29 protein-coding genes are annotated in these 25128 nt (G+C 55.4%); 15 read left to right on the top strand and 14 right to left on the bottom strand.

The window, feature by feature from the left end; translation table 11 throughout:
* Positions 1-172: 172 nt before the first annotated feature.
* Complete coding sequence (locus tag BEB42_RS20825) at positions 173-922, top strand: C40 family peptidase (RefSeq protein ID WP_000093942.1); 750 nt, start codon at positions 173-175, stop codon at positions 920-922.
* Between the two features lie 56 nt (positions 923-978).
* Here BEB42_RS20825 and BEB42_RS20820 read toward each other — a convergent pair whose 3' ends face one another.
* From BEB42_RS20820 to BEB42_RS20780, 9 genes are all read right to left on the bottom strand, one after another.
* On the bottom strand, positions 979-1335 hold the full coding sequence (locus BEB42_RS20820) for a type II toxin-antitoxin system HicB family antitoxin (protein WP_001030482.1): 357 nt from the start codon (positions 1333-1335) through the stop codon (positions 979-981).
* A complete protein-coding gene (locus tag BEB42_RS20815; protein WP_000598759.1) occupies positions 1328-1606 on the bottom strand; it encodes a type II toxin-antitoxin system HicA family toxin in 279 nt (92 codons plus the stop codon). Before BEB42_RS20815 ends, BEB42_RS20820 begins: the two co-directional genes overlap by 8 nt.
* A gap of 104 nt (positions 1607-1710) precedes the next feature.
* Positions 1711-3804 (bottom strand): flagellar biosynthesis protein FlhA, encoded by a 2094-nt coding sequence (flhA, locus tag BEB42_RS20810; RefSeq protein ID WP_001140810.1) that lies wholly within the window; start codon positions 3802-3804, stop codon positions 1711-1713.
* The gene (flhB, locus tag BEB42_RS20805; protein WP_000785644.1) at positions 3788-4927 is read right to left on the bottom strand and encodes a flagellar type III secretion system protein FlhB; all 1140 of its coding nucleotides are present in this window, start codon (positions 4925-4927) and stop codon (positions 3788-3790) included. Before flhB ends, flhA begins: the two co-directional genes overlap by 17 nt.
* On the bottom strand, positions 4917-5699 hold the full coding sequence (gene fliR, locus BEB42_RS20800; RefSeq protein WP_001260514.1) for a flagellar biosynthetic protein FliR: 783 nt from the start codon (positions 5697-5699) through the stop codon (positions 4917-4919). The genes flhB and fliR overlap by 11 nt, the downstream gene beginning before the upstream one ends.
* A gap of 1 nt (position 5700) precedes the next feature.
* Positions 5701-5973 (bottom strand): flagellar biosynthetic protein FliQ, encoded by a 273-nt coding sequence (locus BEB42_RS20795; RefSeq protein ID WP_000958539.1) that lies wholly within the window; start codon positions 5971-5973, stop codon positions 5701-5703.
* Between the two features lie 2 nt (positions 5974-5975).
* Positions 5976-6728, bottom strand: a complete 753-nt coding sequence (gene fliP / locus BEB42_RS20790) for a flagellar type III secretion system pore protein FliP (protein WP_000830268.1) — start codon at positions 6726-6728, stop codon at positions 5976-5978.
* Positions 6725-7096 (bottom strand): FliM/FliN family flagellar motor switch protein, encoded by a 372-nt coding sequence (locus BEB42_RS20785; protein ID WP_000043125.1) that lies wholly within the window; start codon positions 7094-7096, stop codon positions 6725-6727. The genes fliP and BEB42_RS20785 overlap by 4 nt, the downstream gene beginning before the upstream one ends.
* Positions 7089-7940, bottom strand: a complete 852-nt coding sequence (locus BEB42_RS20780; RefSeq protein WP_000922508.1) for a FliM/FliN family flagellar motor switch protein — start codon at positions 7938-7940, stop codon at positions 7089-7091. Before BEB42_RS20780 ends, BEB42_RS20785 begins: the two co-directional genes overlap by 8 nt.
* 386 nt (positions 7941-8326) lie before the next feature.
* On the opposite strand from BEB42_RS20780, the gene BEB42_RS20770 reads away from it, so the two are divergent.
* The 8 genes from BEB42_RS20770 to BEB42_RS20735 are packed head-to-tail and all read left to right on the top strand — an operon-like array spanning position 8327 to position 15196.
* Positions 8327-9313 (top strand): sigma-54 interaction domain-containing protein, encoded by a 987-nt coding sequence (locus BEB42_RS20770; RefSeq protein WP_001292192.1) that lies wholly within the window; start codon positions 8327-8329, stop codon positions 9311-9313.
* 14 nt (positions 9314-9327) lie between these two features.
* A complete protein-coding gene (locus tag BEB42_RS20765; RefSeq protein ID WP_000029082.1) occupies positions 9328-9669 on the top strand; it encodes a flagellar hook-basal body complex protein FliE in 342 nt (113 codons plus the stop codon).
* Positions 9670-9673: 4 nt separating this feature from the next.
* Positions 9674-11320, top strand: a complete 1647-nt coding sequence (gene fliF, locus BEB42_RS20760; RefSeq protein WP_000993682.1) for a flagellar basal-body MS-ring/collar protein FliF — start codon at positions 9674-9676, stop codon at positions 11318-11320.
* Positions 11298-12308: a flagellar motor switch protein FliG gene (locus BEB42_RS20755; protein WP_001293120.1), complete on the top strand. Its 1011-nt coding sequence runs from the start codon at positions 11298-11300 to the stop codon at positions 12306-12308. The genes fliF and BEB42_RS20755 overlap by 23 nt, the downstream gene beginning before the upstream one ends.
* A 3-nt stretch (positions 12309-12311) precedes the next feature.
* Positions 12312-13022: a flagellar assembly protein FliH gene (gene fliH, locus BEB42_RS20750; RefSeq protein ID WP_000151509.1), complete on the top strand. Its 711-nt coding sequence runs from the start codon at positions 12312-12314 to the stop codon at positions 13020-13022.
* Positions 13015-14352, top strand: a complete 1338-nt coding sequence (fliI, locus tag BEB42_RS20745) for a flagellar protein export ATPase FliI (protein ID WP_001279401.1) — start codon at positions 13015-13017, stop codon at positions 14350-14352. Before fliH ends, fliI begins: the two co-directional genes overlap by 8 nt.
* A gap of 2 nt (positions 14353-14354) precedes the next feature.
* Positions 14355-14789 carry a flagellar export protein FliJ gene (gene fliJ / locus BEB42_RS20740; RefSeq protein ID WP_001248922.1) on the top strand — a complete coding sequence of 145 codons (435 nt, stop codon included), beginning with the start codon at positions 14355-14357 and terminating at the stop codon, positions 14787-14789.
* A 2-nt stretch (positions 14790-14791) separates the two neighbouring features.
* Positions 14792-15196: an adenylyltransferase/cytidyltransferase family protein gene (locus BEB42_RS20735; RefSeq protein WP_000859536.1), complete on the top strand. Its 405-nt coding sequence runs from the start codon at positions 14792-14794 to the stop codon at positions 15194-15196.
* Between the two features lie 144 nt (positions 15197-15340).
* Here the strand turns inward: BEB42_RS20735 and BEB42_RS20730 are convergent, their stop codons facing one another.
* The 5 genes from BEB42_RS20730 to flgA all read right to left on the bottom strand — a co-directional run bounded on the left by BEB42_RS20730 (position 15341) and on the right by flgA (position 20593).
* Complete coding sequence (locus BEB42_RS20730; RefSeq protein WP_001353437.1) at positions 15341-17812, bottom strand: glycosyltransferase; 2472 nt, start codon at positions 17810-17812, stop codon at positions 15341-15343.
* 190 nt (positions 17813-18002) lie between these two features.
* The gene (locus BEB42_RS20725; protein WP_000008073.1) at positions 18003-18932 is read right to left on the bottom strand and encodes a hypothetical protein; all 930 of its coding nucleotides are present in this window, start codon (positions 18930-18932) and stop codon (positions 18003-18005) included.
* Positions 18933-19058: 126 nt separating this feature from the next.
* Entirely contained in the window at positions 19059-19487 is a 429-nt protein-coding gene (gene flgN, locus BEB42_RS20720; RefSeq protein ID WP_001353436.1) for a flagellar protein FlgN, read from the bottom strand.
* A gap of 12 nt (positions 19488-19499) precedes the next feature.
* Complete coding sequence (gene flgM / locus BEB42_RS20715) at positions 19500-19775, bottom strand: flagellar biosynthesis anti-sigma factor FlgM (RefSeq protein WP_000705399.1); 276 nt, start codon at positions 19773-19775, stop codon at positions 19500-19502.
* 80 nt (positions 19776-19855) lie between these two features.
* Complete coding sequence (gene flgA, locus BEB42_RS20710; protein ID WP_024218668.1) at positions 19856-20593, bottom strand: flagellar basal body P-ring formation chaperone FlgA; 738 nt, start codon at positions 20591-20593, stop codon at positions 19856-19858.
* An 81-nt stretch (positions 20594-20674) separates the two neighbouring features.
* Between flgA and BEB42_RS20705 the strand changes: the two genes are divergently transcribed.
* The 6 genes from BEB42_RS20705 (at position 20675) to flgG (ending at position 25084) form a co-directional block, all read left to right on the top strand.
* The gene (locus tag BEB42_RS20705) at positions 20675-21010 is read left to right on the top strand and encodes a flagellar basal body protein (protein WP_000512950.1); all 336 of its coding nucleotides are present in this window, start codon (positions 20675-20677) and stop codon (positions 21008-21010) included.
* Positions 21011-21012: 2 nt separating this feature from the next.
* Positions 21013-21444 (top strand): flagellar basal body rod protein FlgC, encoded by a 432-nt coding sequence (gene flgC, locus BEB42_RS20700; RefSeq protein WP_000010947.1) that lies wholly within the window; start codon positions 21013-21015, stop codon positions 21442-21444.
* On the top strand, positions 21444-22157 hold the full coding sequence (locus BEB42_RS20695) for a flagellar hook capping FlgD N-terminal domain-containing protein (RefSeq protein WP_001093683.1): 714 nt from the start codon (positions 21444-21446) through the stop codon (positions 22155-22157). Before flgC ends, BEB42_RS20695 begins: the two co-directional genes overlap by 1 nt.
* 23 nt (positions 22158-22180) lie before the next feature.
* A complete protein-coding gene (flgE, locus tag BEB42_RS20690) occupies positions 22181-23383 on the top strand; it encodes a flagellar hook protein FlgE (protein WP_000119516.1) in 1203 nt (400 codons plus the stop codon).
* Entirely contained in the window at positions 23383-24120 is a 738-nt protein-coding gene (locus BEB42_RS20685; RefSeq protein ID WP_000375454.1) for a flagellar basal body rod protein FlgF, read from the top strand. The genes flgE and BEB42_RS20685 overlap by 1 nt, the downstream gene beginning before the upstream one ends.
* Positions 24121-24298: 178 nt before the next feature.
* The gene (gene flgG, locus BEB42_RS20680; RefSeq protein WP_000990540.1) at positions 24299-25084 is read left to right on the top strand and encodes a flagellar basal-body rod protein FlgG; all 786 of its coding nucleotides are present in this window, start codon (positions 24299-24301) and stop codon (positions 25082-25084) included.
* Positions 25085-25128: the final 44 nt, after the last annotated feature.

Raw genomic sequence — 25128 nt, 5'->3', positions numbered from 1 at the left:
GTTTACAAATTTAGCACAAGGGCAGTTTTCATTAGTCCGAAAAGCGCATGTATCATTTATTTCCTAAGATTATGAAACCTCAATAGTAATATGCAAATAAGCAATTAATAATCCCGTTTACTCCTCCGGTCTTTTAAAATTCTCACCTTCATTCAGCCGGTTTATGTCCTTCATGTCTTCGTTCTTGCTCGGCAGATTTCTGCATCCAGGCGTGTTTTCGTTATGCGTTTTGCTCCCTTTACTCGCCAGCGCCACCACATCACATATCTCTTTCAGCTACGCCGCCCGCCAGCGGATGCAAAACCGTGCGCGTTTATTAAAACAGTACCAAATTCATCTGAAAAAGCAGGCCAGCTATATTGTGGAAGGCAATGCCGAAAGCAGAAGGGCACTGCGGCAACACAACCGCGAACAGATAAAACAGCATCCAGAATGGTTTCCTGCGCCGCTCAAGGCGAGTGACAGACGCTGGCAGGCGCTGGCGGAAAACAATCATTTCCTCAGCAGTAACCACCTGCATAATATCACCGAAGTGGCGATTCACCGTCTGGAGCAGCAGCTTGGCAAGCCATACGTCTGGGGCGGCACGCGACCCGATCAAGGCTTCGACTGTAGCGGGTTGGTTTTTTATGCCTACAACAAGATCCTCGAGGCGAAACTCCCGCGCACGGCCAATGAGATGTATCACTACCGTCGGGCAACCATTGTGGCAAATAACGACCTGCGCCGGGGAGATTTGCTGTTTTTCCATATTCACAGCCGCGAGATTGCCGACCATATGGGCGTGTATCTGGGAGACGGTCAGTTTATCGAGTCGCCGCGCACCGGGGAAACCATTCGGGTAAGTCGGTTAGCTGAACCTTTCTGGCATGATCATTTTTTAGGCGCGCGGCGGATTTTGACGGAAGAGACGATTTTGTAAATGGGTAATATTGACGAACTGGCAACAGGTCGGATGCCACGCGGCATCCGACCTGTTTACATCTGGGCTGAAAACTCACGTTCTAAGACATCAATAATGAGCTGGTTTTTTGAAATGGAATGTTGTCTGGCGACGATGGTCAGCCGCGAATCGATGTGATGCGGCACACGAAGCGTCAGGCGTTTTTGCTCTTCTTCTTCACGAAAAGGGGCAATACCGTCCTCTTCACAATCCGCCATCCACTCATCCAGAGCGCTTTCGCCTTCACGATATAATGCCTCAATACTTGTGGCTACAAAGTCACAATAACCGTTTACATTGAGGAACTTGCCGCGAAATGCGTTGATATCGGCTTCAAATGTCACTGCGGCTGGTTGACCTTTAATTGTGATAATGTTCGATGCTTTATTCATAATCTACCCCTACACAGTTAACAAACCACTCCTTAAGACCTGCTACTGCGCCTTTATCCATCACATTCTTTGGATGCGGCTCATGTGTGCTGAATTTGGTCGTTCCAATCTGAAATTTTCGTCTGGAGCCGTTGTTATTTTTTATTGAGCCACCCACCGCTTTAATGAGAGCAACAACATCATCCCATTTAATTCCAGATTTTGGCGGCTCCGTCATTACATCGTCGAATGTTTTTCTATGACGAGAGCCTAGCGCGCTGACCTTAATCATACTATCAATCCATGACGTCATTGTATGGTGTCATCGTAGTCTCTTTGCAGTGTGACGTCAATTAATGGTGTCAGGTGCTGCAAAGTATGGAAAAGAATCCTCAATCAACTCAACGCCCCCATAATCTTCAACTCCAGCTCGTCCGGCACTTCGTTATACGACAGCACATGCAACCCCGGCGCAAACAACCTCGCATAACGCGCCAGCAAAGGGCGCAACTGCGGCGGCACCAGCAGCACCGGGTCTTTCCCTGCCGCTTTCATCTGCTCTTTCACCTGCGGCATCGTGTTCTGGAACTGGTTGAGCATATTCGGGTCCACCGGCACGCTATCGAGCATCACTTTGCCAGCCTGTTGCGCCTGATTCACCACGTTGGACAGCAGGTTTTCCAGCTCATTATTCAGCGTATACACCGTCAGCTCCTGCTTGCGAACGAACGGATGGGTAATGCTGCGCCGCAGTGCCAGGCGCACATCGGCCGCCAGCAGAATATGATCTTTGGTGACGGTGCTACTGGCGACCAGCACGGTGGCGATGGTGACGATATCGCGCAGGGAAACGCCTTCGGTCAGTAGTGCCCGGTACACTTTCAGCAACTGGCTGTAATTCAGCGCCGCACTCAAATCCTCTGCCAGGCGCGGTGCCATTGACGACAAACGGTTATGCAACTGCGTGATGTCGTCATAGTTAAACAAATCAGGAATATAGCTGCGCACAATCTTATTAACATGGGTAGCAATCACGCTGGCGCTGTCGATCACCTGATACCCCATATTCAGCGCCTTCGCCTTCTGCGCGGGCTGAATCCAGGTGACCGGCATCCCGTACGCCGGGTCGTTCCCCAGCACGCCGTCTATCTCGCCGTAGGTTTCGCTGGAGGGCAACGCCATCAGTTTATCCGCCGGAATATCAGCTTCATCAGCCTTAATGCCGTTGATGAAAATGGCGTACTGGCTGGGCTTGAGGCGGAAGTTTTCGCGAATACGGATCTCCGGCAGCAGCACGCCGTTGCCGTCGGAAATCACCTGCCGCACGCCGCGAATACGCTGGGTGAGCGGGTTGCCCTGCGCTTTGTCCACCAGCGCCACCAGCTTGTAACCGAGGCTTAAACTGATGGGCTCGATCAGCGGAATGGTTTCCCAACTGACCTGTTGCTCGCTGGTTTCAGTGATTGTGCGGGTCAGCGTTTCGAGGCTTTTCTCTTCCGCCTCCGCCGCCTGCGGGCGTTTGCTCATTCGCCAGCCGGTAAAGCCAAGCAAGGCGCTGAACATCAGGAACGGGAAGTGCGGCATTCCCGGCACCACCGCCAGCACGAACATAATCCCGGTGGCGGTGTAGAGCACCGACGGGCTTGCCAGCAACTGATGGCGCACGTCATGGGCGATATCGCCGTTGTCGCTGACGCGGGTGACGATAATCGCTGCCGCGGTAGAGAGCAGCAGGGACGGGATCTGCGCTACCAGCCCGTCACCGATGGTCATCAGCACATACTGCTGGAAGGCGGCATCGGCGCTCAGGTTGTATTTGAAGATCCCGATACAAACGCCGCCAATCAGGTTGATCGCCAGAATCATCATCCCGGCGATGGCATCCCCGCGCACAAACTTCGATGCCCCGTCCATCGCGCCGTAGAAATCGGCCTCGCTGGCAACATCTTTGCGGCGGGTCTGCGCCTGCGCCTGGTTGATCAACCCGGCGTTAAGATCGGCGTCAATCGCCATTTGCTTGCCGGGCATCGCGTCTAGGGTAAAGCGGGCAGAAACCTCGGAAATACGCTCGGCCCCTTTGGTGACGACAATAAAGTTGATGATCATCAGGATGATAAACACCACGAAACCGACGACAAAGTTGCCGCCAATCACCACCTGACCAAACGACTCAATCACCTTACCCGCTGCGCCCGCGCCGAGATGCCCGTGCAGCAGCACCACGCGCGTAGAAGCAACGTTAAGCGTCAGGCGCATTAAGGTGGTGATCAGCAAAATAGTCGGGAACAGGCTGAATTCCAGCGGACGTTTCGCCGACACCGCCACCAGCAGCACCATCACCGCCAGCACAATGTTGAAGGTGAACAGAATATCCAGCAGCGCAGGCGGCAGCGGCAAAATAACCATCGCCAGAATACACAAGATCACCAGCGGCACGCCGAGATTGCCGCCGCGCAGTAGCGCGAGGAACGATTTAGTTGTTTTCGCCATCCAGTTTAAGCACCTCTTTGGGAATGGAAATATGTCTGTTCAGAGCCGGGCGCGGCTGTGCGCCGTCGCGCCAGTGTTTCATTTGCAGGACGTAGGTCAGAACGTGGGCGATGGCCCGGTAAAGCTGAAACGGAATTTGCTGATTCACCTGGGTGGTGTAGTAAACCGAGCGCGCCAGTCGCGGGAACTCGACCACTTCCACCTGATTTTCAGTGGCGACCTGACGAATATAGAGGGCGATTTCATCGGTACCTTTTGCCACCACAAACGGCGCGGCGGCGCGTGACTGGTCATACTGCAACGCCACGGCGTAGTGGGTCGGGTTGGTGATCACCACGTTGGCTTTCGGCACCACTTTGCGAATTTGCCCCATCGCCAGTTGCCGTTGCAGCCGCCGCACGCGCGCCTTCACTTCCGGCTTGCCTTCCTGATTTTTGTACTCTTCTTTCAGCTCCTGCTTAGTCATCTTCAGCCCTTTGGTGAACAGGGCTTTCGCCAGCGGCACGTCGATAAGCGCGAAGAAAATAAACAGGATGACAAAGTTGCGCATCACGCTGGCGTAGAGCGACAAACCCTCATTCATCGCCAGTTTGAACGGCAGCGCTTGCAGGCCGAGGAAGGCGGCAAAGTTATTGCGCAGGCTAATCCACAGCATCACCAGCACCACCACCGACTTCGCCGTCATCTTGCCTGTTTCCGCAAGATGTTCACTGGAGAACAGCCGCCCAATCCCTTTTAACGGACTGATTTTGCTGAAATCCGGGAGGATTTTTTTTGGCAAGAACAGCCAGCCACCGGGCACCAGCGAAGAGAGCAGCGCGGCGGCGGGCATCGGTAGCAAGGTGAGAATAAACTTGCCGAGAATTAACAGGTGATGGCGCAGAAACTGGCCGATCACCTCCGGGTTATTAATCTCCTGCGCGTACTGATGCACGCTGATAAAACTCTCGCGTACAAAATCGGCATACCACGGGAAGCTGCTGGAGATCACCACAAACGCCGCAAACAGGCTCGCCGCCAGCCCTATATCCTTTGAGCGCGGCAGTTGTCCCTCTTCACGCGCTTTACGCAGCTTTTGCGCCGAGGGTTTCTCTGTTTTTTCTTCGCTGCTGCTATCCGCCATAGTGACCTTTCAGCGCGTCGAGCTGCTGCAACACAAAATTCGCCATATGCAGATAGTGATCCGGCAGGTTGTAGAGCAGGGTGGCAAAGCAGACCAGCCCTGCCAGCATGTTGATGGGAAAGCCAAGTGAAAAGAGATTCAGCGGCGGCGCAATGCGGTTGAGCAGGCCAAAGCAGCCCTGCACAATCAGCATGATAAAAGTGGTCGGCAGCGCAAGCAGCGATGCGGACGCCAGCACCCAGCTAAAGGCCAGCGCAATGGTGCGCAGGGTTTGCGGATGCAGCGCGTTGCCAATCGGCCAGTAGGTGAAGCCCTTGTACAACACGCTCACCAGCAACAGATGCCCGTCCATGGCAAAAAACAGCAGGATCGCGTAGACGTTGATAAGCTCCGCCAGCACGGTGGTCGATGCGCCGCTGCTCGGGTCGTTCATCACCGCCATGCTCATCCCCATATTGAACGAGAGAATTTGCCCGGCGAGTTGCAGCGCCAGAAACAGAAACTGAAACATCAGCCCGAATAACATGCCCCATAAGATTTGCTCCACCGTCAGGATCAAACTGTTGAGCGAGAGCAAATCATGCGGAATGGGATGGGGGATCAACGGCGTGATGATGATTGCCAGCGCCAGCGACAAAATAATCCGCACGCGCATAGTCAGGGCGCTGTTATCCAGCACCGGCACATAGCGCAGAAACGCCATAATGCGCACGAAGGGAAACCACAGCCCCAGCGCCAGATCCGTCAGTTGCGTAACGTCGCTTGTGCGCATCTTAATGCACCAGCAACGCGGCCTGGCTAAACAGGTGAATGCACAGGTCATGCAACTGGGTAATCATCCATTTGCCGCATATCCCCAGCACCACCAGCGTGACAATCAGCCTCGGCAAAAAGCTCAGGGTCTGTTCGTTAATCTGCGTCACCGCCTGGAACACGCTCACCAGCAGGCCAACGAGCAGGCTTGGCACCACCAGTACCGAAACCAGTAAAATCACCACTTTTATGCCGCTGGCGACAATGTCGGCGGCTACGTCAACGGTCAGCATAATCAGCCCAGCCCCAGTCCGCGAATGCTGGTGGTGAGCGTGCCGATGGTCAACGACCAGCCGTCGATCAGCACAAACAGCATCAGCTTAAAGGGCAGCGAAACGATCAGCGGCGACAGCATCATCATCCCCATCGCCATCAATACGCTGGCGACAATCAGGTCGATAACCAGAAACGGGATGTAAATCATAAAGCCAATCTGGAAAGCGGTTTTCAGTTCGCTCAGCACATAGGCGGGCACCACGATGGAGAGATCCTGGTCGGCGGCATTGCCCTTTGCGCCGCCGATGGTCATGATTTGCGCCATCGCTTTTTTGTCGGTCTGCGCCAGCATAAAGCGTTTCAGCGGCGTCGCGGCGGTGCTTAACGCATCGGTCAGGGTAATCTGATCGTTTTCGAACGGCACCACCGCGTGGTCGTAAATATTCAGCCAGACAGGGCGCATCACCAGCAGGGTGAGGGAGAGCGCAATGCCAATCAGAATGCGGTTTGGCGGCGTTTGTTGCAGCCCCAGCGCCTGGCGCAGTAGTGAAAGCACGATAATAAAGCGCGTAAAGCAGGTCATCATCAGCACCATCGTCGGCAACAAACCGACGAGGGTCATCAGAATCAGTACCTGAATTTTGACGCTGTACTCCTGAGTGTTGCCGTGAGTGACCACATTAAGCAGCGCAATATCGCCGCCCTGGGCTAATGCCAGCGGCGCGAGCGCCAGCAGCGCCAGGCCCAGCGTCAGTTGAGTGCGGCGTTTCATGGCGCCAGGTCGTTGATATCGCGGGTGTTAAACTCCAGCACGCGCAGGCCGTACTTCTCGTTGACCACTACCACTTCCGCTTTGCCCAGCAGGATATTGTTCACTTTGATATCCAGCGGCTCCCCGGCGAGTTTATCCAGTTCAATCACCGTGTCATCGTCGATGTTCAGCAGGTCGGCTAACATGATTTCCACCGAGGAGACTTCCAGCGTTAAGGTCACCGGAATGCGTTTCAGCAGCGTCATCGAGTCGGAAAAACGGTCCTCCAGGCGGGTGACCAGCGTTTCGGCGTCGGCGGATTTCGTGACAGGCGCAACGTCATCGGTGAGGCCAAAATCCCCGGCTAAAATATCTTCTTGCTTACTCATGGCTATTCTCATTTTTGCCCGCCAGCTCCGACAAAAACAGTTTGTCTTTGTCTTCCACTATCAGGGCGCTAAATAATTCAGATTGCCCAATCGCCACCGGGAACGTTTCTCCCAGCGAGATGGGTAAAATATCTCCGGCTTTTACCTGCGCCAGATCGGCAACATTCATCGACAGCTCGGCGATTTTGACGTTCAGGGTCAACGGCAGGGAGCGGATGATCTCTTTAATCAGTGCCGGCTTGTTGACGGATTTCGCCACCTGCTGCGGTTTACTGTGCTCACTGTGGCGGATCAGATTTAAAATAAAATCGGTGTGGGCATCGTCGAGCAAAATACGAAAACGGCTCTCTTCATCGCCCGCGAGGGTAAAGGTTAATTGATACGCCCAGTGGGTAATCACTGTGCTGCTGTCCAGTTTTAATTTCAGTGCAATACCGGAGGTTTGCAGATTAAATATCAGCGTGCAGATATCCAGCGCGAGTCGGTTCTTTAATCGTGTTTCGGTTTTGGTCGGTAGGCCGTTATGCGCTTTCGCCTCTTCAAGAGACGATTCCAGACCATAAAAATTACCCAGCAGCATTAACAATAAGGAACGATCAATATCAAACGCCAGATGCCCGACCTGGGAAACCATCAACTCGGCGTTTTTATTAATAATATCCATTTCGCAACCAATCTTTTTTAAAGTGATATTGCTGCGATGCTTTTTGAGAAAGTAGCTGCCAAGATGCGAATCAATCACGTCAAAATTCCCCGTAAACAGGGTCGGCAGGCGATGGTAGGGGCGTCCGAGCCGATTACCTTCTAATTTAAAGATGCCTGGCGTTTTACTGTACTTCAGCATGGCTTACTTTCTCTGCTGTAATGGTATGGGCGTTTTTGTGCATGCAATTCCGGCAGTGACACAAGGTGAGGTATTAAATAGACGGGGCGTGAAAGGGGCAAATTATTAATAGGGTGAAAAAATAATTAAATTATTAAAGGGTGAGATATCAGGCATCGTCATAAAACATTGCACGAACAGTAGGCCTGATAAGACGCGCAGCATCGCATCAGGCACCGGTGCAAGATTGTCGGATGCGGCGTAAACGCCTTATCCGGCCTACATGGATAACTCGTTGTTTGTAAAAAAATAATATTTTTATTATCGTTTAATTCAAACTTGTTAATCCCGCCGGTGATACGCTTCAGAACATCCTGATTATTGTCGCTACTTATATTGTTCACCCTATGTCTGAACTTATTGCATCTGCCGCCTCCAGCATTAACGCTTTTACTCTGGCAAAGCGTGTCGCCGCCTTTAACGTGCCGGTCCTGATTCAGGGCGAAACCGGCGCGGGGAAAGAGTGCGTGGCGAAGTATATTCACACCGTAGCCTTTGGTGAAAATGATAATGCGCCCTATATCGGCGTGAACTGCGCGGCGATCCCGGAAAATATGCTGGAATCGACGTTATTTGGCTACGACAAAGGTGCATTTACCGGCGCAATTGCCAGCGTGCCAGGAAAAATGGAACTGGCAAATAACGGCACCTTATTACTCGATGAAATTGGTGAAATGCCGCTGGCGCTACAGGCCAAAATATTACGCGTATTGCAGGAACAACAGGTTGAGCGATTAGGCAGTAACCGACAAATCAAACTCAATTTTCGCCTGATTGCCTGCACCAATAAAAACCTGGAGCAGGAAGTTGCCGCCGGACGTTTTCGTGAAGATCTCTATTATCGTCTGGCGGTTATCCCTATTACCATGCCGCCACTGCGTGAACGCCTGAACGATATTATTCCGCTGGCAGAGTCATTTATTAAAAAATACTCCACGGTGCTGGTGAAAAATATCACCCTGTCCGAATCCACCCGCCGTGCGCTGCTTAATTACCGCTGGCCCGGTAACGTGCGCCAACTGGAAAACGCCATTCAGCGGGGAATGATTTTAAATCGCGACGGCGTAATTTACCCGGATGCATTAGGCCTGCCGGACACCGATATTGCTGACCACAGTGAACTGCAATGGCCTGTTCAGCCCGCCGTCCACATTGCCGAAACCGGCGATTTAGGCCAGCACGGACGAAGCGCGCAGTATCAATATATCGCCGACCTGATGCGCAAATATCAGGGCAACCGCAGCAAAATCGCCGACCTGTTAGGCATTACCCCACGTGCCCTGCGCTATCGACTGGCCTCCATGCGCAAGCACGGTATCGAAGTTTTCTCCTGACCCGGAAGTTAAAAATGAGCATTACCACAATCAACAGCACCATGCAGGCGCAAATTATGCAGGACGTGCAGCGGATGCAGGCCAACGCCCAGGCGCCAGTGCTACCCGCCATGACCTTCAGTTCCACCGACCCGGACGTGTCGTTTAACCGTATTATGTTCGGCGCGCTCGGTCACGTTGACCAGTTCCAGCAGGTGGCGGAGCAGCAGCAAACGGCTGTCGACACGGGCAAAAGTGATGACCTCGCCGGGGCGATGATCGCCAGCCAGCAGGCGTCGCTCTCTTTCTCCGCGCTGGTGCAGGTGCGCAACAAAATCGCCACCGGATTTAACGATCTGATGAGTATGTCGATCTAACCCTATGAATGCACAAATAAAGAAGTTAACCCAGGCCTTTCCGGCGTTTCGACTGCGGCTCGCAGATAACAAACGCTGGGCGTTGATGGCGGGTGTGGGGCTTGCCGTTGCGGCGACGGCGATTATCGTCAGCGTGCTATGGACGGGGAATCGCGGCTACGTCTCGCTCTACGGACGCCAGGAAAATCTGCCCGTGTCGCAGATTGTCACCGTGCTGGACGGCGAAAAGCTCACCTACCGCATCGACCCGCAAAGCGGGCAGATACTGGTGCCGGAAGACGAACTGTCGAAAACGCGCATGACCCTTGCCGCGAAAGGCGTGCAGGCGATATTGCCCAGCGGCTACGAGCTGATGGACAAAGACGAAATGCTCGGCAGCAGTCAGTTCGTGCAGAACGTGCGCTATAAACGCAGCCTCGAAGGGGAGCTGGCGCAGAGCATCATGTCGCTGGACGCGGTGGAAAGCGCGCGGGTGCATCTGGCGCTCAACGAAGAAAGCTCGTTTGTGGTCAGCGATGAGCCGCAAAACAGTGCCTCGGTGGTGGTGCGCTTGCATTACGGCGCGAAGCTGAATATGGACCAGGTGAACGCCATTGTGCATCTGGTGTCCGGCAGTATTCCGGGGCTACAGGCCAGCAAAGTCAGCGTCGTCGATCAGGCGGGAAATCTGCTGACCGACGGCATTGGCGCGGGCGAGGCGGTTTCTGCCGCGACCCGTAAACGCGATCAGATCCTCAAAGATATTCAGGACAAAACCCGTGCCAGCGTGGCGAACGTGCTGGATTCGCTGGTTGGCATGGGGAATTACCGCGTCAGTGTGATGCCGGATCTCGACCTCAGCACCATCGACGAAACTCAGGAACACTACGGTGACGCGCCGAAAATCAACCGCGAAGAGAGCGTGCTGGACAGCGACACTAATCAGGTGGCGATGGGCGTGCCCGGTTCGCTCAGTAACCGTCCGCCGATTGCAGCGAATCAGATGACCAACGGTGCGGAAGAAAACCGCTCGCCGGAAGCGCTTTCCAAACACAGCGAAAGTAAGCGCGACTACTCTTACGACCGCAGCGTCCAGCATATTCAGCATCCCGGCTTTGCGGTGAAACGCCTCAACGTGGCGGTGGTGCTCAATCAAAACGCCCCGGCGCTGAAAAACTGGAAGCCGGAGCAAACCACGCAACTGACCGCGTTGCTGAATAATGCCGCCGGAATCGACGCCCAGCGTGGTGACAATCTCACCTTATCACTGCTCAACTTTGTGCCGCAGGCGGTGCCTGTCGAACCGGTTATTCCACTGTGGAAAGATGACAGTGTACTGGCGTGGGGGCGGCTGATTGGCTGCGGCCTGCTGGCGCTGTTGCTGCTGTTCTTTGTGGTGCGCCCGCTGATGAAACGGCTGACGGCGGTACGTGCGCCGGTTATCACACCAGAACCGGAAGCCATCAGCGAACCGTGGATCGCCGTGCCGGAAGAGGAGCGTAAAAATGTCGACCTGCCGTCGCTGCCTGGCGATGACAGCCTGCCGTCCCAGAGTTCTGGCCTCGAAGTGAAACTCGAGTTCCTGCAAAAACTGGCCATGAGCGACACCGATCGCGTTGCCGAAGTTCTCAGACAATGGATTACCAGCAATGAGCGAATTGACAATAAATAAGAGCAACAGCTATCTCGAACAGGCGGCGATTCTGCTGCTGTGTCTGGGCGAAGAAGCGGCGGCAACGGTGATGCAAAAACTCAGCCGCGAAGAAGTGGTGCGCCTGAGCGAAAACATGGCGCGGCTTTCCGGCGTCAAAACCAGCATGGCACGCAAAGTGATCAATAACTTCTTTGATGAGTTCCGCGAACAGAGCGGGATCAACGGCGCATCGCGATCCATGTTGCAGGGCATTCTTAACAAGGCGCTGGGCACCGAGATCGCCAGCAGCGTGATCAATGGCATCTACGGCGATGAGATTCGCTCGCGGATGGCGCGCCTGCAATGGGTGGAACCGCGCCAGCTGGCGATGCTGATCTCCGAAGAACATCTGCAATTGCAGGCGGTATTCCTCGCGTTTCTGACGCCGGAAATCTCGGCGGCGGTGCTCTCTTATCTCAACGAATCGGTGCAAAACGAAATTCTCTACCGGGTAGCGAAACTCAACGACGTCAACCGCGACGTGGTGGATGAACTGGATCGTCTGATCGAACGCGGCCTGTCGGTGCTTTCAGAGCACGGCTCGAAGGTGAAGGGCATCAAACAGGCGGCGGATATTGTCAACCGCTTCCAGGGAAACCAGCAGGTGATCCTCGACCAGATGCGCGAGCGCGACGAAGACGTGCTGGAGCAGTTGCAGGATGAGATGTACGACTTCTTTATTCTCAGCCGCCAGAACGAAGAGGTACGCCGTCGCCTGCTCGACGAAGTGCCAATGGAAGACTGGGCGGTGGCGCTGAAAGGCACCGAAGCCCTGTTACGTCGCTCCATTTATGCGGTGATGCCAAAACGTCAGGTGCAGCAACTGGAAGCGATCACCGCGCGCCTGGGTCCGGTGCCGGTTAGCCGTATCGAACAAATCCGCCGCGAAATCATGGGTATCGCCCGTGAACTGGAAGAGGCGGGCGAAATTCAGCTACAGCTCTTTGCGGAACAGACGGCGGAGTAACCCATGACCATTGAAACACTGCGCGGGCGCTATCGCCTGCACCGTTTCCCGCCGCGCCAGCGTGCGGTGACCGGAGAACCGCTCACTGCCAGCATTAGCGCCGCCGATTACCAGCGCCAGTTGATGGACGGTTTTCAGGAAGGGCTGCAAAAAGGGTTTGCTCAGGGCATGACCGAGGGGCAGGAGCAGGGCTTTAGCGAAGGTCATCAGCAAGGTTTTGCCGAGGGGCAACGTCAGGGCTACACCGAAGGCAGCCTCGCCGGGCAGCAGGAAGGGCGCAAGCAGTTTATTGAAGCGGCGCAGCCGCTGGAGGCCATCAGCGGTAAAGTGAACGACTTCCTCGCCCATATCGAACGTAAACAGCGGGAAGATTTGCTGCAACTGGTGGAGAAAGTCACCCGCCAGGTGATTCGCTGCGAACTGGCGCTGCAACCGACGCAGTTACTGGCGCTGGTGGAAGAGGCGCTGGCGGCCTTCCCGGCGATGCCGGAAACCCTGCAAGTGATGCTGAGCACGGAAGAGTTTAACCGCCTGCGCGATGCGGTGCCGGTAAAGGTCAACGAATGGGGGCTGACGCCTTCGCCGGATTTGCCGCCGGGGGAATGCCGGGTGATTACCGATAAATCAGAACTGGATATCGGCTGCGAGCATCGCCTTGAACAATGCATGACCGCACTGCAAGAGACGCTAACGCCGGAGTCGCAGGGTGAGTGATTTTTCTGCTTTCGATAACGCCCTGCGCTCGCTGGAGTCGATCCCGCTGGCTCGCGTCGCCGGACGGCTGGTGCGCCTGAACGGCATTCTGCTGGAGAGCGTCGGCTGCCCATTAATGACCGGACAACTGTGCCGCATAGAAAGCGCCAATCATACGCTGATTGACGCGCAGGCCGTGGGCTTTAATCGCGACATCACCTATTTAATGCCATTCAAACAGCCAGTTGGCCTGATGGCGGGGGCGCGTGTCTTCCCGGAAGAAAAAGCCCACGACATCCTGATTGGCGAAAGCTGGTTAGGCCGCGTGGTGAATGGCCTCGGCGAACCGCTGGATGGTAAAGGCCGCCTGAACGGCAACGACCTTCTGCCGCCGCTACCGCCCTCGGTCAATCCCTTAACCCGCCGTTCGGTGGACGAACCCTTAGATGTGGGCGTGAAAGCGATCAACGGCCTGCTGACCATCGGCAAAGGCCAGCGCGTCGGGCTAATGGCGGGCAGCGGCGTCGGGAAAAGCGTGCTGCTGGGGATGATCACCCGCCAGACTAAAGCCGACATCGTGGTGGTTGGGCTGATTGGCGAACGCGGGCGTGAAGTGAAAGAGTTTATCGACCATTCCTTGGGCGCGGACGGGCTGGCGAAGTCTATCGTCGTCGTCGCGCCCGCCGATGAATCGCCGCTGATGCGCCTGAAAGCCACCGAACTGTGCCACTCCATCGCCGCCTGGTTTCGCGACCGCGGGCATCATGTTTTACTGCTGGTGGATTCCCTGACCCGCTATGCGATGGCGCAACGTGAAATTGCGCTCTCGCTTGGCGAACCACCCGCCACCAAAGGCTATCCGCCGTCGGCATTCGGCATGATCCCCAAACTGGTCGAAAGCGCAGGCAACAGCGAAAGCGCGGGATCGATGACTGCCATCTACACCGTGCTGGCGGAAGGCGACGATCAGCAAGATCCCATCGTCGACTGCGCCCGCGCGGTGCTGGACGGGCATATCGTATTAACCCGCAAACTGGCGGAAGCGGGGCACTATCCGGCCATCGATATCGGCCAGTCGATCAGCCGCTGCATGAACCAGGTCACCCGCCCGGAACATCAGCAATCCGCTCGCGCGTTAAAGCAAAACTACGCCGCCTATATGGAGATCAAACCGCTGATCCCACTCGGTGGCTACGTGGCAGGCGCGGATGCCAGCGTCGACAAAGCGGTGAAAATGTTCCCGGCCATCGAGCGATTTTTACGCCAGGAGATGCGCGAACCCGCCTCCCTCGAACTGGTACAAAGCCGCCTGCAAATCCTCTTTCCTGGTGCCAAAAAGGCAGAACAGTAACTATGCGACAAATCATCGACACCCTCGCGCAATTGCAGCGCCTGCGGGATAAATCGGTCAAAGACAAAACCGTCGAGCTGGCAAAGCAAAAACAGATTTGCGCGGGCTATGACAACAATATCAAAGCGTTAGGCTACCTGGTGGAGAAAACATCTGCGGGCGCGGCGGCGTCGGTGGAATCGCTGAAAAACGTCAGCGGCTACAAAGGCACCTTGCGCAAAGTGATCGCCTGGCAGGAGCAGGAAAAAACGCTGGCAAACATCAAGGCTACGCGAATGCAGAAAAACCTGACGGCGGCGGCATGCGAAGAAAAAGTGGTGACCCTGACGCTGGATGACAAACGCCGCGAGCAGCAAGAAAGTGCCACGGCGAAAGCGCAAAAAGCGGTGGATGACATCGCCGTTCAGTGCTGGCTGCGGCAAAAATTAGCGGAGTAGCCATGAAAACGGTCATCACCTTCGGCACCTTCGATGTGTTTCATGTCGGTCATCTGCGCCTTTTACAACGCGCCCGCACGCTGGGCGAACGGCTGCTGGTCGGCGTATCCTCTGATGCTTTAAATATCGCCAAAAAGGGCAGGGCACCGGTTTACCCTCAGGATGACCGCATGGCGATTATCGCCGGGCTGGCGTGCGTGGATGGCGTATTTCTGGAGGAGTCGCTGGCGCAGAAAGCGGAATATCTGCGGGGGTACAGTGCGGATGCTTTGGTGATGGGCGATGACTGGGCAGGGAAGTTTGATAGCTTTGCGTATATTTGTGAGGTGGTCTATTTCCCGCGCACGCCGTCGGTGTCGACGACGGGGATAATTGAGGTGATTCGGAGTAAATCAGCCACCTACTGATTTGATTCCCGCAGTGAGAGAAGATGATGCCGTCTGCCGTTTGGCTATGTTAAATATGTTTAAAAAATCGCGTTTTTTCGACATATCGCCAAAACATGTCGATGGCATAAACGTATTCCAACGACATGTTTAAAAAATCGAATTTTATCGACATATTCCTGACGGTTCCTTGCCCGCCAGCGCCTCCACAACCACCATCGCCGCCCGTTCTCCCGCCTTGCCATCCATAAACGCGTCACAATAGTGATGGCGAATCTCCGTAAGCCGCGCCTGTACCGCCCCCCAGTCAAACGCCTCTGACAATAAGTAACGCAGCTCAGCCATATCATGAGCCACCGGCAATATTTCGCGAATCCGCTGGTCAGCGCTCTCCGCCGTGGAGTAACTTTTCTCACCGTCGAGCAGTTCCGTCATACCCGGAAAGTCGAGCAGGATCACTCGCTTATCAACGTGGATAGCATCGAAAATAAAGCCGCTGTTATCGGTGAGCACGTAATCGGCCTTTGCCAGCTGCGCCAGTGTGTGCTGGGCTGAGTTGGTGCACTGTTTTAAATGCCTGCGTGCCTGGGTTAGCGATGCGGCTTCTTCCGGGCGCGAGCAGGTACCGTGGTGCAGTTTGCAAATCAGGTTCACATCACCGCTCAAGCGCCCCAATTTTTCTGCCCAGTGGGGCAGGGAGCTTAATGCGCCAAACGTGGGGGCGTAGAGCACCGTAGGTTTACGGGAATCGGGTTGGATATTTTCCGGCAGGGCGCGGTCAAACGTGCCGTTATGCCAGGCGTCGAAGCGTGGGTTGCCGACCACTTTCGCGCTGCTGAGGTGCGCCAGCGCCTGCTGGCTGTAGTGGCTGTAACACAAAATGCGTTGATAAAAACGGTTCCAGTCGGCGTGGTTCCACGTTTCTTTGGCTAAGCCGTACATGGCGCGGATGTTCACGGGTGAAAGGCCATTGAGCGCGGGTGTGTGGTAGGGGCTGACCAGGCATTTCACCCGCTGACCGTGTGCCTGCATTTCAGACAAGCGCATACCTTTAAGCTGCGGATCGTCGATGCTTTTTAGCGTCGCCAGCATTTCATCCAGAAACGGTTTAAACACGCGATCGTTGATTACCAGTGTGCAACTTTGCCCCTGCGCCTGTAGGGCGGTGATGATTGGGCGATAGAGCGCGTAGTGGAATGAGGTTTCCATTAAAAAGCCGATGGTGTCGGCGATGGGTAATGCGGATGGCTTTGTGGCTATGGGTAACTTATTGAAATAGTGAATGATGTTATCGGTCGCTTTTTTCTCGATATCGCTAAAGCCCGGTCGCTGGTAACAAATACTCGGGTAACAGGCCAGCCATTTGTCGGCGCGTAGCAGTGGCTGCCAGCCGTCTTCCAGCGAGTGCTCATCGTTGCCCATCTGCTGCGCCAGTTGTGGGTAGTAACGACTGTTCACCAGATAAGCGCACACTTTGCGGCAGTCCCGCGCGTGCACCAGCCCCGGCAGGCTTTTTAGCATTGTTCCTTGCGAAATTTCGCCACCAAGGATCATCACCTGCCAGGGGATTTTCGCCAGGCTCGCCAGCAGCGTGTTCAGTACCTGAATATGTTTCTCCTGCTTGAGAATAACCGCGTCATCTTCCAGCAGCAGGTAATTTTGCCAGCTGTGCTGTTGCGCCAGGCGTAGCGCCTGCAAGTGCGACAGGCGGCGGCCCCGTTGACCGTTTTCATCTTCACAGGCGGCAAGGCGGGTAATTTTTTCAGGCGGAATATGCAGCAATGCCAGCTCTTCACGGATCTGCCGTAAACGATCCGGGCGTTTATCCAGATTCACAACAACTATCTGATCGATCGCCTGATGGTTGATCCCCTGGTGATGCGTGGCGTTATGCAGACTCAGATAAGCATTGCGTAGCAGCGGATCGCTGACGATATCGCTCAGTTCGGCATTTACAGGCGTGCTGGCCCCAAGAATAAAATCTTTATCAAAGGTGTTGTGGCTATGCGAGATACACAAAATGGTGCGTTCGCTGGGCAGTTGTAGCGGGTTAACGCTGAAATTGTCGGTGAAACTTTTCTCTTCGCCTAAATTGCAATCGTCATCGTAACGGTGCTTTTTCAGGTAGTTACGGTGATAACAAAAGGTGCCGTTGAGGATGTTATGCGGGCCAAAGCTGCGGCTTTGAAAGATGCGGTTGATATGGCTGTACCAGATGGGGATCTGGTCGGAACCAGAGATCAGCGCCCGGTGTTTTTGCATCATGGCGATGGTCCAGGAGATTTTATCTGCCGGGTAGTAGTCGTCGTCATCCATGCAGAGGATATATTCGCCGCTCGCCAGTTCGTTGAGCATATTGCGTTTTTTGCCCAGCGGCAGTTTTTCCGGGTGATGGATGTAGCGGATGTTAAAGGCTTCCGGTGTGCCATTGGTCAGGCGGTCGATGATGTGTTGATGGCTTTGCGGTGAGTCGTCGAGGATGATCAGTTCGCGGCGGTCTGCCGGGTAGTTCTGATAGCGGTACATATAGAGCAGGTACGGGAGGAATGCGCCGCGGTTCCAGGTTGGCGTGACGACGCTGACGAACGGTTTTTCGCGGTGGGTGGCGAGTGTTTTGATGATGCTTGGTGTTGGCATGGTGTTTGGGTGAGTTAGTGGGTGAATGTGATGGGTTAGGAGGCGCTATGCGCGCTTTGCCCCTCACCCTAACCCTCTCCCCGAAGGGGCGAGGGGACCGATCGAGCGTGGTGCTGAATTGGGCGCAGGTTTTCTCCCTCTCCCTGTGGGAGAGGGCCGGGGTGAGGGGCATCAGCGCGCACAGAGCGATTCATGTAAGCAGCGAAAACGCTGAAAGCAGCGGCTCGGCGGCACATAACGACTGAATTTGCTGGCGAACTAACAGCGCATTTTCACTCACTCGCCAGCGTTCAAACACCGCGAAGAGGGCGAAAATATCCTCCTGCCGCAGCGGTGAATCATCCAGCGTCCATAAACTGATTAACGTGCGGATGAGGTAAAAATCGCACACCAGCGGGCAATAATCCGCCCCGTCAGTCTGCCCAATCACATCGTGGTAAACGCGGTAAATCAGCCAGTTACGCATCATCCACGGCGCGGTGGCAAAATGCTGTTGCCAGGTGGTTTGCCACTGCGTCTGAAGCTGATGCTGTAACAGGGCTTCGCTGTTGGCGTCGTGCAGCGTCAGCAAAGTCACCTGCAACGGTAGCGAGGCTTTGCGCGGGCTTTCTGGCAGAATCGACCAGTCAAACGCACAACTGCCGAGCAGTGTCACCAGTTGGCGCGCCAGCTGTGGCACGGGCGGTAGCTGGGCGAACTGTGCCTGTAGCGTGCCTTTTTGTGCGTGATCGGCCAGCGCCTGCGGCAGCGTTGTCAGCCGGGCAAGAGTGTCGCCGTCTCTGCCCGGCATTTTATTGGCGCGGGAGAGCAGGATACCGACGGCATACAGTGAAAGCTCTGGGGTTAAATCCGGGAGCGTGAGGGTGCTCAAAATTATCTGGTTTACTATCGCATCGCGCGCGGAGAGTGCTGCGGCATTTTCTTCCACAGGGCGATAGGTAAGCTGTAATTCAAAGGCCCTGGCATCGTTGAGCACTGCTTTGCAACTGGCAATATCGGTCAATGCCAGGCTCTGGCGAATCTCATTCTTCCACACCTTGCGGACGTATAAAGGCGAATCGGGATATTGCGCCATAAAATTGCGCACATATTCCGGTTCGTAACATTCAATAAAACTCATAGGTGGCTTCCAGTCTTTAATGCTGTGCAGGATGTGCAATAAGCGTGCCGGGATTTTTTTTCATCAAAAACAAAGGATTGGAAATCAGGCGGAAAATCCGTTTCCGCTATGGGGAAGGTATTCGCGTTATTCCTGATACAGAAAATCCGCTTCGCTGCCTAAAAAAGACTGAATAAATTCATACTGACGAATCAACAGCTCGCCGTTTTTATCGTTATAGGCTTTGCAGCGTTCCGTTTTTTGCTCCAGGCGTTGCCACAACTGTTGTGCTGCCGCTTTTTGTACCGCCGGAAGCCAGGCAAACACCTGCGCCAGACCGTCACGATTTACGCTGACACCCAGCAGTTGCAGCAGGCTGTGCCGCTGATGGCTATGCCCATGCAACTGCTCATAGTGCTGCGTTATCTCGTCGTTTACCGCCATCAACTCTTCACTGGCGCGGCGAATCATGCAGATCCGCTGACGCTGGAGAAGTTCGCGCAGGGAATCGTACAGTGCGTCGTCGTCACGAATTCCCTGCAACAACGCCTTCACCTGTTGTAACCGGATACTCACTTCATCGGCCTCTTAGTTCTGGAAAAAACTCAGCATGTCGCTGGCTAACTGTTCGGTGTCCACTTGCAGGCTGCCGGACGCCAGCATCGCCTGCATTTGCGCCACTTTATCGCTGTCGATATCGCTCTCTTGCTGGTCGTTCAGCGTTTGCTGGGCAGACTGCAATCCCGCCTGGGTAATGTCGTCGGCGCTGAGCGTCGTGGTGGTCGCCGTAGTTTTGCGCGGCTGGCTGGAGCCTGCCGTTGTGGCTGTCGGGCGATTGCCTGGCATAGTCGGGGTGATTTTCATCGCAACCTCGTCTCTGTTTGAAGGTGTGTTACTCCGGTAAAGCGGTTAACAGGCGGCAAAACTTTAATCGCCTGCGTAAATTACTCCGCGCTTACCGTTGTCACCACGCCGCTTTCCGCCACTATTGCGCTAATGACCCGCTGACTGCTGGCGTTACGTACTTTCACCATTTCCCCTTTGCGACCATTTTTCAGCGCCACGCCGGGCATCGAGGCGGTGATCCCCGCGCTCTGGTAAACAATCATCACCGGCTGATCGCGCTCGATCAGCACTGGCGAAACCAGTTCTTCTTTGGTAAGCGGCCTGCCTGGTTGCAGGGCATGTTTGCTGCTTAAACCAATCGCTTCATTGAGATCCATCAGCACATCCCGCCGCTGGGCGCTGACGTTGTAGGGCTTCAGCTCCACATCATTTGCCGTGAGCGGCGTATCGCGGGCAACCAGTGACTTCGCCATCACCACCGGCACCAGAACATCCGGGCGCACCGCAACGTTCATCTGCCAGCTTTGCGGGCAACTGACGGTGAAGTTCATCCGGTTGAGAGCGATTTCCGCAGGCGAAGTCAGCGTGACGCCGGGGGCCGTAGCGCAGGGCGCGGCGGTCGCAATCTGCGAGGGAATGTAGACCTTAAAGGTGTAGCGATAGTCATGCCACTGCCGCTGTTGCGCCAGCGATTCAATCTGCTGGCTCGCGGCATTCAGCACCTGGGCGTTGACTTGTTCCCGCGCGCTATGTTGCACGGGATGGACGGCGGCGTAGCCCGGTAAGGCCAGCGCCAGGAGGAAATACAACTTCCGCCTGCAAAATTGAAAACTCATAAACCCTTTCTCATCAGTCACTTAAAAATTGGCACAGCGATTGCTTAGCGTATGCGGATTGAAGCGGGAGTGACGCAAGAAATGGGGATCAGTTTTCAGCAAGCATTGGGAGTACATCCGCAGGCAGTGAAGTTACGTCTTGAGAGGACCGAGCTACTGACTGCGAATCTGGCGAATGTCGATACGCCAAATTTCAAGGCTAAAGATATTGATTTTGCCAGGGAGATGCAACGGGCAAATAACGCGGCGGTGGATGTGCAGTACCGCGTGCCGATGCAGCCGTCGGAAGATGGTAACACCGTGGAACTGAACAGCGAACAGGCGCGGTTTTCACAAAATAGTATGGATTATCAAAGCAGTCTGACCTTTCTGAATCTGCAAATCAGCGGTATCAGAGAGGCCATTGAAGGGAAATAAGCATGTCATTTACTGATATCTATCAGATTTCCGGCTCGGCGATGACGGCGCAAACGCTGCGTCTGAATACCGTCGCCAGTAACCTGGCGAATGCCAATGCGCCCGCCAGCAGCGAGGCGCAGGCGTATAAAGCACGCAGCCCGGTGTTTGCCGCGGTGTATCACCACAGTTTGCTGGCGGGAACGCATCGTCATGCCATTGACGGCGCCAGCGTGCAGGTGCAGGACGTGCTGCAAACCGGCGGGGCGCTGAAACGCTATGAACCGCATTCGCCGCTGGCGGATGCCAACGGCGATGTCTGGTATCCCGACGTCAACGTGGTGGAACAGATGGCGGACATGATGTCGGCTTCGCGCGATTTTGAAACCAATGTCGATGTGCTCAACAACGTGAAAAGTATGCAGCAAAGCCTGCTGAAACTGGGAGAAGCCTGATGAATACCCTGGCGCTGAATGCGCAATCGCCGCAGCCGACCGCCACGGCGGAAAGCAACAACGTGGCGGCCAGCGACACGACAAGCAGCAGCGATAGCTCGCCCGTCGATACTTTCCTGACGCTGTTTGTCGCCGAGATCCAAAACCAGGACCCGACCGACCCGACCGATGCCACCGAATATATCGACCAGCTTTCGTCGATGGCGCAGGTGGCGATGATGGAAGAGATGAGCGTGCAGGCCAATACCAACGCGGTGCTGATGAGCAACATTCAGGTGATGGCGCTCGGCAACCTGGTGGGCGACGACATTATGGTGCAGACCACCGCCTTGCAGGTGAGTGACCAGACCATTAACGGTCGCGCCACACTGGACGACGCCTGTACCACCGCCGAACTCCACTTTACCGATGCCGCGGGCGATGACTACACCGTCTCGCTGATCCCGGAAGGGAGTTCGTCGGTTGGACCAGGCCAGGTTGATTTCTCGATTAATCCGGCGGATTACGGCATCCCGCCGGGTGATTACGACGTTTCGGTGGTGACCAACACCGGGGAAGAAGAGGTACCGATTGAAGTCTCCGGCGAAGTGGAGGATGTACGTATCCCGCTCGACGGCAGCTCTCCGGTGCTCAACGTTGCAGGTGTGGGCGAAGTGCCGTTCACCATGATTAGCCAGTTTGGCGTACCCGATGCCGACAGTGATGTGGCGTAAGAATCAATTAACAGGAAGAAACAATGAGTTATGAAATTGCCGCAACGGGGCTGAATGCCGTTAACGAACAGCTGGACGGGATCAGTAACAACATCGCTAACGCCGGAACGGTGGGGTATAAGTCGATGACTACCCAGTTTTCAGCCATGTATGCCGGAAGCCAGGCAATGGGCGTCAGCGTGGCGGGCACCGCGCAAAGTATTTCGCGCGGCGGTTCGCTGGTCTCCACCGGTAATGCGCTGGATCTGGCGATTAACGACGACGGCTTTTTTGTGATGTGCGACAGCGCAGGCAACATCTCTTATACCCGCGCCGGATCGTTTGAAACGGACAAAGACGGCTATATCGTTAACGCCTCGGGCGCTTATTTGCAGGGCTATCCGGTCGATGACAGCGGCACTTTGCAAACCGGTACGGTGACGGATATCCAGATCAAAACCGGCAATATCCCGGCGCAGGCCAGCAGCAGCCTGACCTTTACCGCCAACTTCGATGCCAGTGACGACGCTATCGACCGCACTACCGTGCCGTTCGATCCGACCAACAGCAGTTCGTACACCGACAGCTACACCACCACGGTGTATGACTCATTAGGTAACGAACACTCGGTATGCCAGTACTTCACCAAAACCAGCGATAACACCTGGGAAGTGCAGTACACCTTCGACGGTCAGCAGCAGACTGGTGTTCCGGCGACGACCTTAACCTTCGACCCGAATACCGGAAAACTGACCTCGCCAACTACGCCGCAGACCATTGAGTTTCAGACCGACGCCGCCGCGCCCATCGATTTGACCGTCGATTACTCCACCTGTACGCAATACGGTTCTGAATTTTCTGTCACCACCAACTCCGCCAACGGTTACGCTTCCGCCACGCAAAACGGTGTGCAGGTTGATGACGATGGCAAAGTTTACGCCACCTACAGCAACGGCGAGCGCATGTTGCAGGGCCAAGTGGTGCTGGCGACTTTCCCGAATGAAAACGGCCTGGAGGCAGTGAGCGGCACCGCATGGGTACAAACCGGGGAATCCGGCACGCCACTGATTGGCGTTCCCGGCTCCGGCACCTGCGGCACGCTGTCGTCCGGTGTGCTCGAAAGCTCTAACGTCGATATCACCAGCGAACTGGTTAACCTGATGACCGCCCAGCGTAACTATCAGGCCAACACCAAAGTTATCGCCACCAGCACACAGCTCGATGACGCGCTGTTCCAGGCAATGTAATGGATCGCTTGATTTATACCGCCCTGAGCGGGGCTTCTCAGACGTTGTACGAGCAGCAAATTAGCGCCAACAACCTGGCGAACGTCAACACCAACGGTTTTCGCGCCGATATGGCGATGGCGACCAACGACAAGGTGAAAGGCGGCGGCTTCGACACGCGCTATATGGCGCAGGAAGGGGCCAGCGGCGTGAACGACAGCACGGGTGTGGCGGAGAAAACCGAACGCCCGCTGGACGTGGCGATTCAGGGGGCGGGTTACATTGCGGTGCAGGATAAAAACGGCAACGAAGTTTATACCCGCAACGGCAACATTCAGCAGGACGATCAGGGGCAACTGACCATCGACGGCAATCTGGTACTGGGGGATAACGGCCCGATCATTCTGCCGCCGAACGCCATTGCCTCGTTTGGCAGCGACGGCACGCTGTCGGTGACGCCCGATGACGGTGACGTGACCGCCACGATGGATATCGACCGCCTGAAGCTGGTGGATATCCCGGTTGCTAACCTGGCGAAAAATCCTGAAGGGATGCTGGTGACTAGCGACGGCGTTCCGGCCCAGCGTGATGAAAACATCAAAGTCAGCGGCGGTTTTCTCGAGGGCAGCAACGTCTCGGCGGTGAGCGAAATGATGTCGTCCATCGCCATGAACCGCCAGTTTGAAGCGCAGATCAAAATGATGAAAACCGCCGAAGATATCAGCGACGCGGGCAACCGCTTATTGCGCGGCTCGTAACCGCTCATCGTAGGCCGGATAAGGCGTTCACGCCGCATCCGGCAACTATGCGGCGGTGCCTGATGCGACGCTTTGCGTCTTATCAGGCCTACAAGTTTGTGCCCAAATCGTAGGCCGGATAAGGCGTTTACGCCGCATCCGGCAACCGCGGCCCCAAAATAACACGGAATTTACCACCATGAACGCAGCATTATGGATCAGCAAAACCGGCCTCTCGGCGCAGGATGCTGAAATGAGCGCGATTGCCAACAACATCGCCAACGTTAACACCACCGGCTTCAAGCGCGACCGGGTGATGTTTCAGGATCTGTTCTACCAGACCCAGGAAGCGCCGGGCGCGATGCTCGACCAGAACAACATCATGCCGACCGGGCTGCAATTCGGTAGCGGCGTGCGCATTGTCGGCACTCAGAAAACCTTTACCGAAGGCAACGTCGAAACCACCGACAACGCGATGAATGTCGCCATTATGGGGCAGGGGTTTTTGCAGGTGCAAAAGGCCAACGGCGATATCGCCTATACCCGCGACGGCAACTTGCAGGTGAACGCCGACGGCGTGCTGACCAACTCGCAGGGCTTGCCGTTACAGCCGGAAATCGACGTTCCGGCGGGGGCGACGAATGTTGCGTTTGGTGAGGACGGCACGGTGACGGCTATCTTACCTGGCGACAGCGACGTGACCGAGTTAGGGCAACTGACGCTGGTCAACTTCGCCAACCCGGCGGGGCTTTCTGCCGAGGGTGACAACCTCTATCTGGAAACCGCCGCCAGCGGTCAGCCGACCGAAGGCGTACCGGGCGAAGATGGGCTTGGCACCTTGCAGGACAATGCGCTCGAAGGCTCGAACGTGGATATCGTCAACGAAATGGTGGCGATGATTACGGTGCAACGTGCCTACGAGATGAACGCCAAAATGGTGTCGGCGGCGGACGATATGTTGCAGTACATCAGTCAGACGCTGTAAGGCGTTAAGGGCGGTGCGGCCTGATGCCCTCACCCCGGCCCTCT

This window comes from Escherichia sp. MOD1-EC5990 (genome assembly GCF_002965285.1).
Taxonomy (GTDB): domain Bacteria; phylum Pseudomonadota; class Gammaproteobacteria; order Enterobacterales; family Enterobacteriaceae; genus Escherichia; species Escherichia coli_F.
Note: the sequence above shows the minus strand (reverse complement) of the source record. Positions and strands in the feature narration are given on the sequence as shown.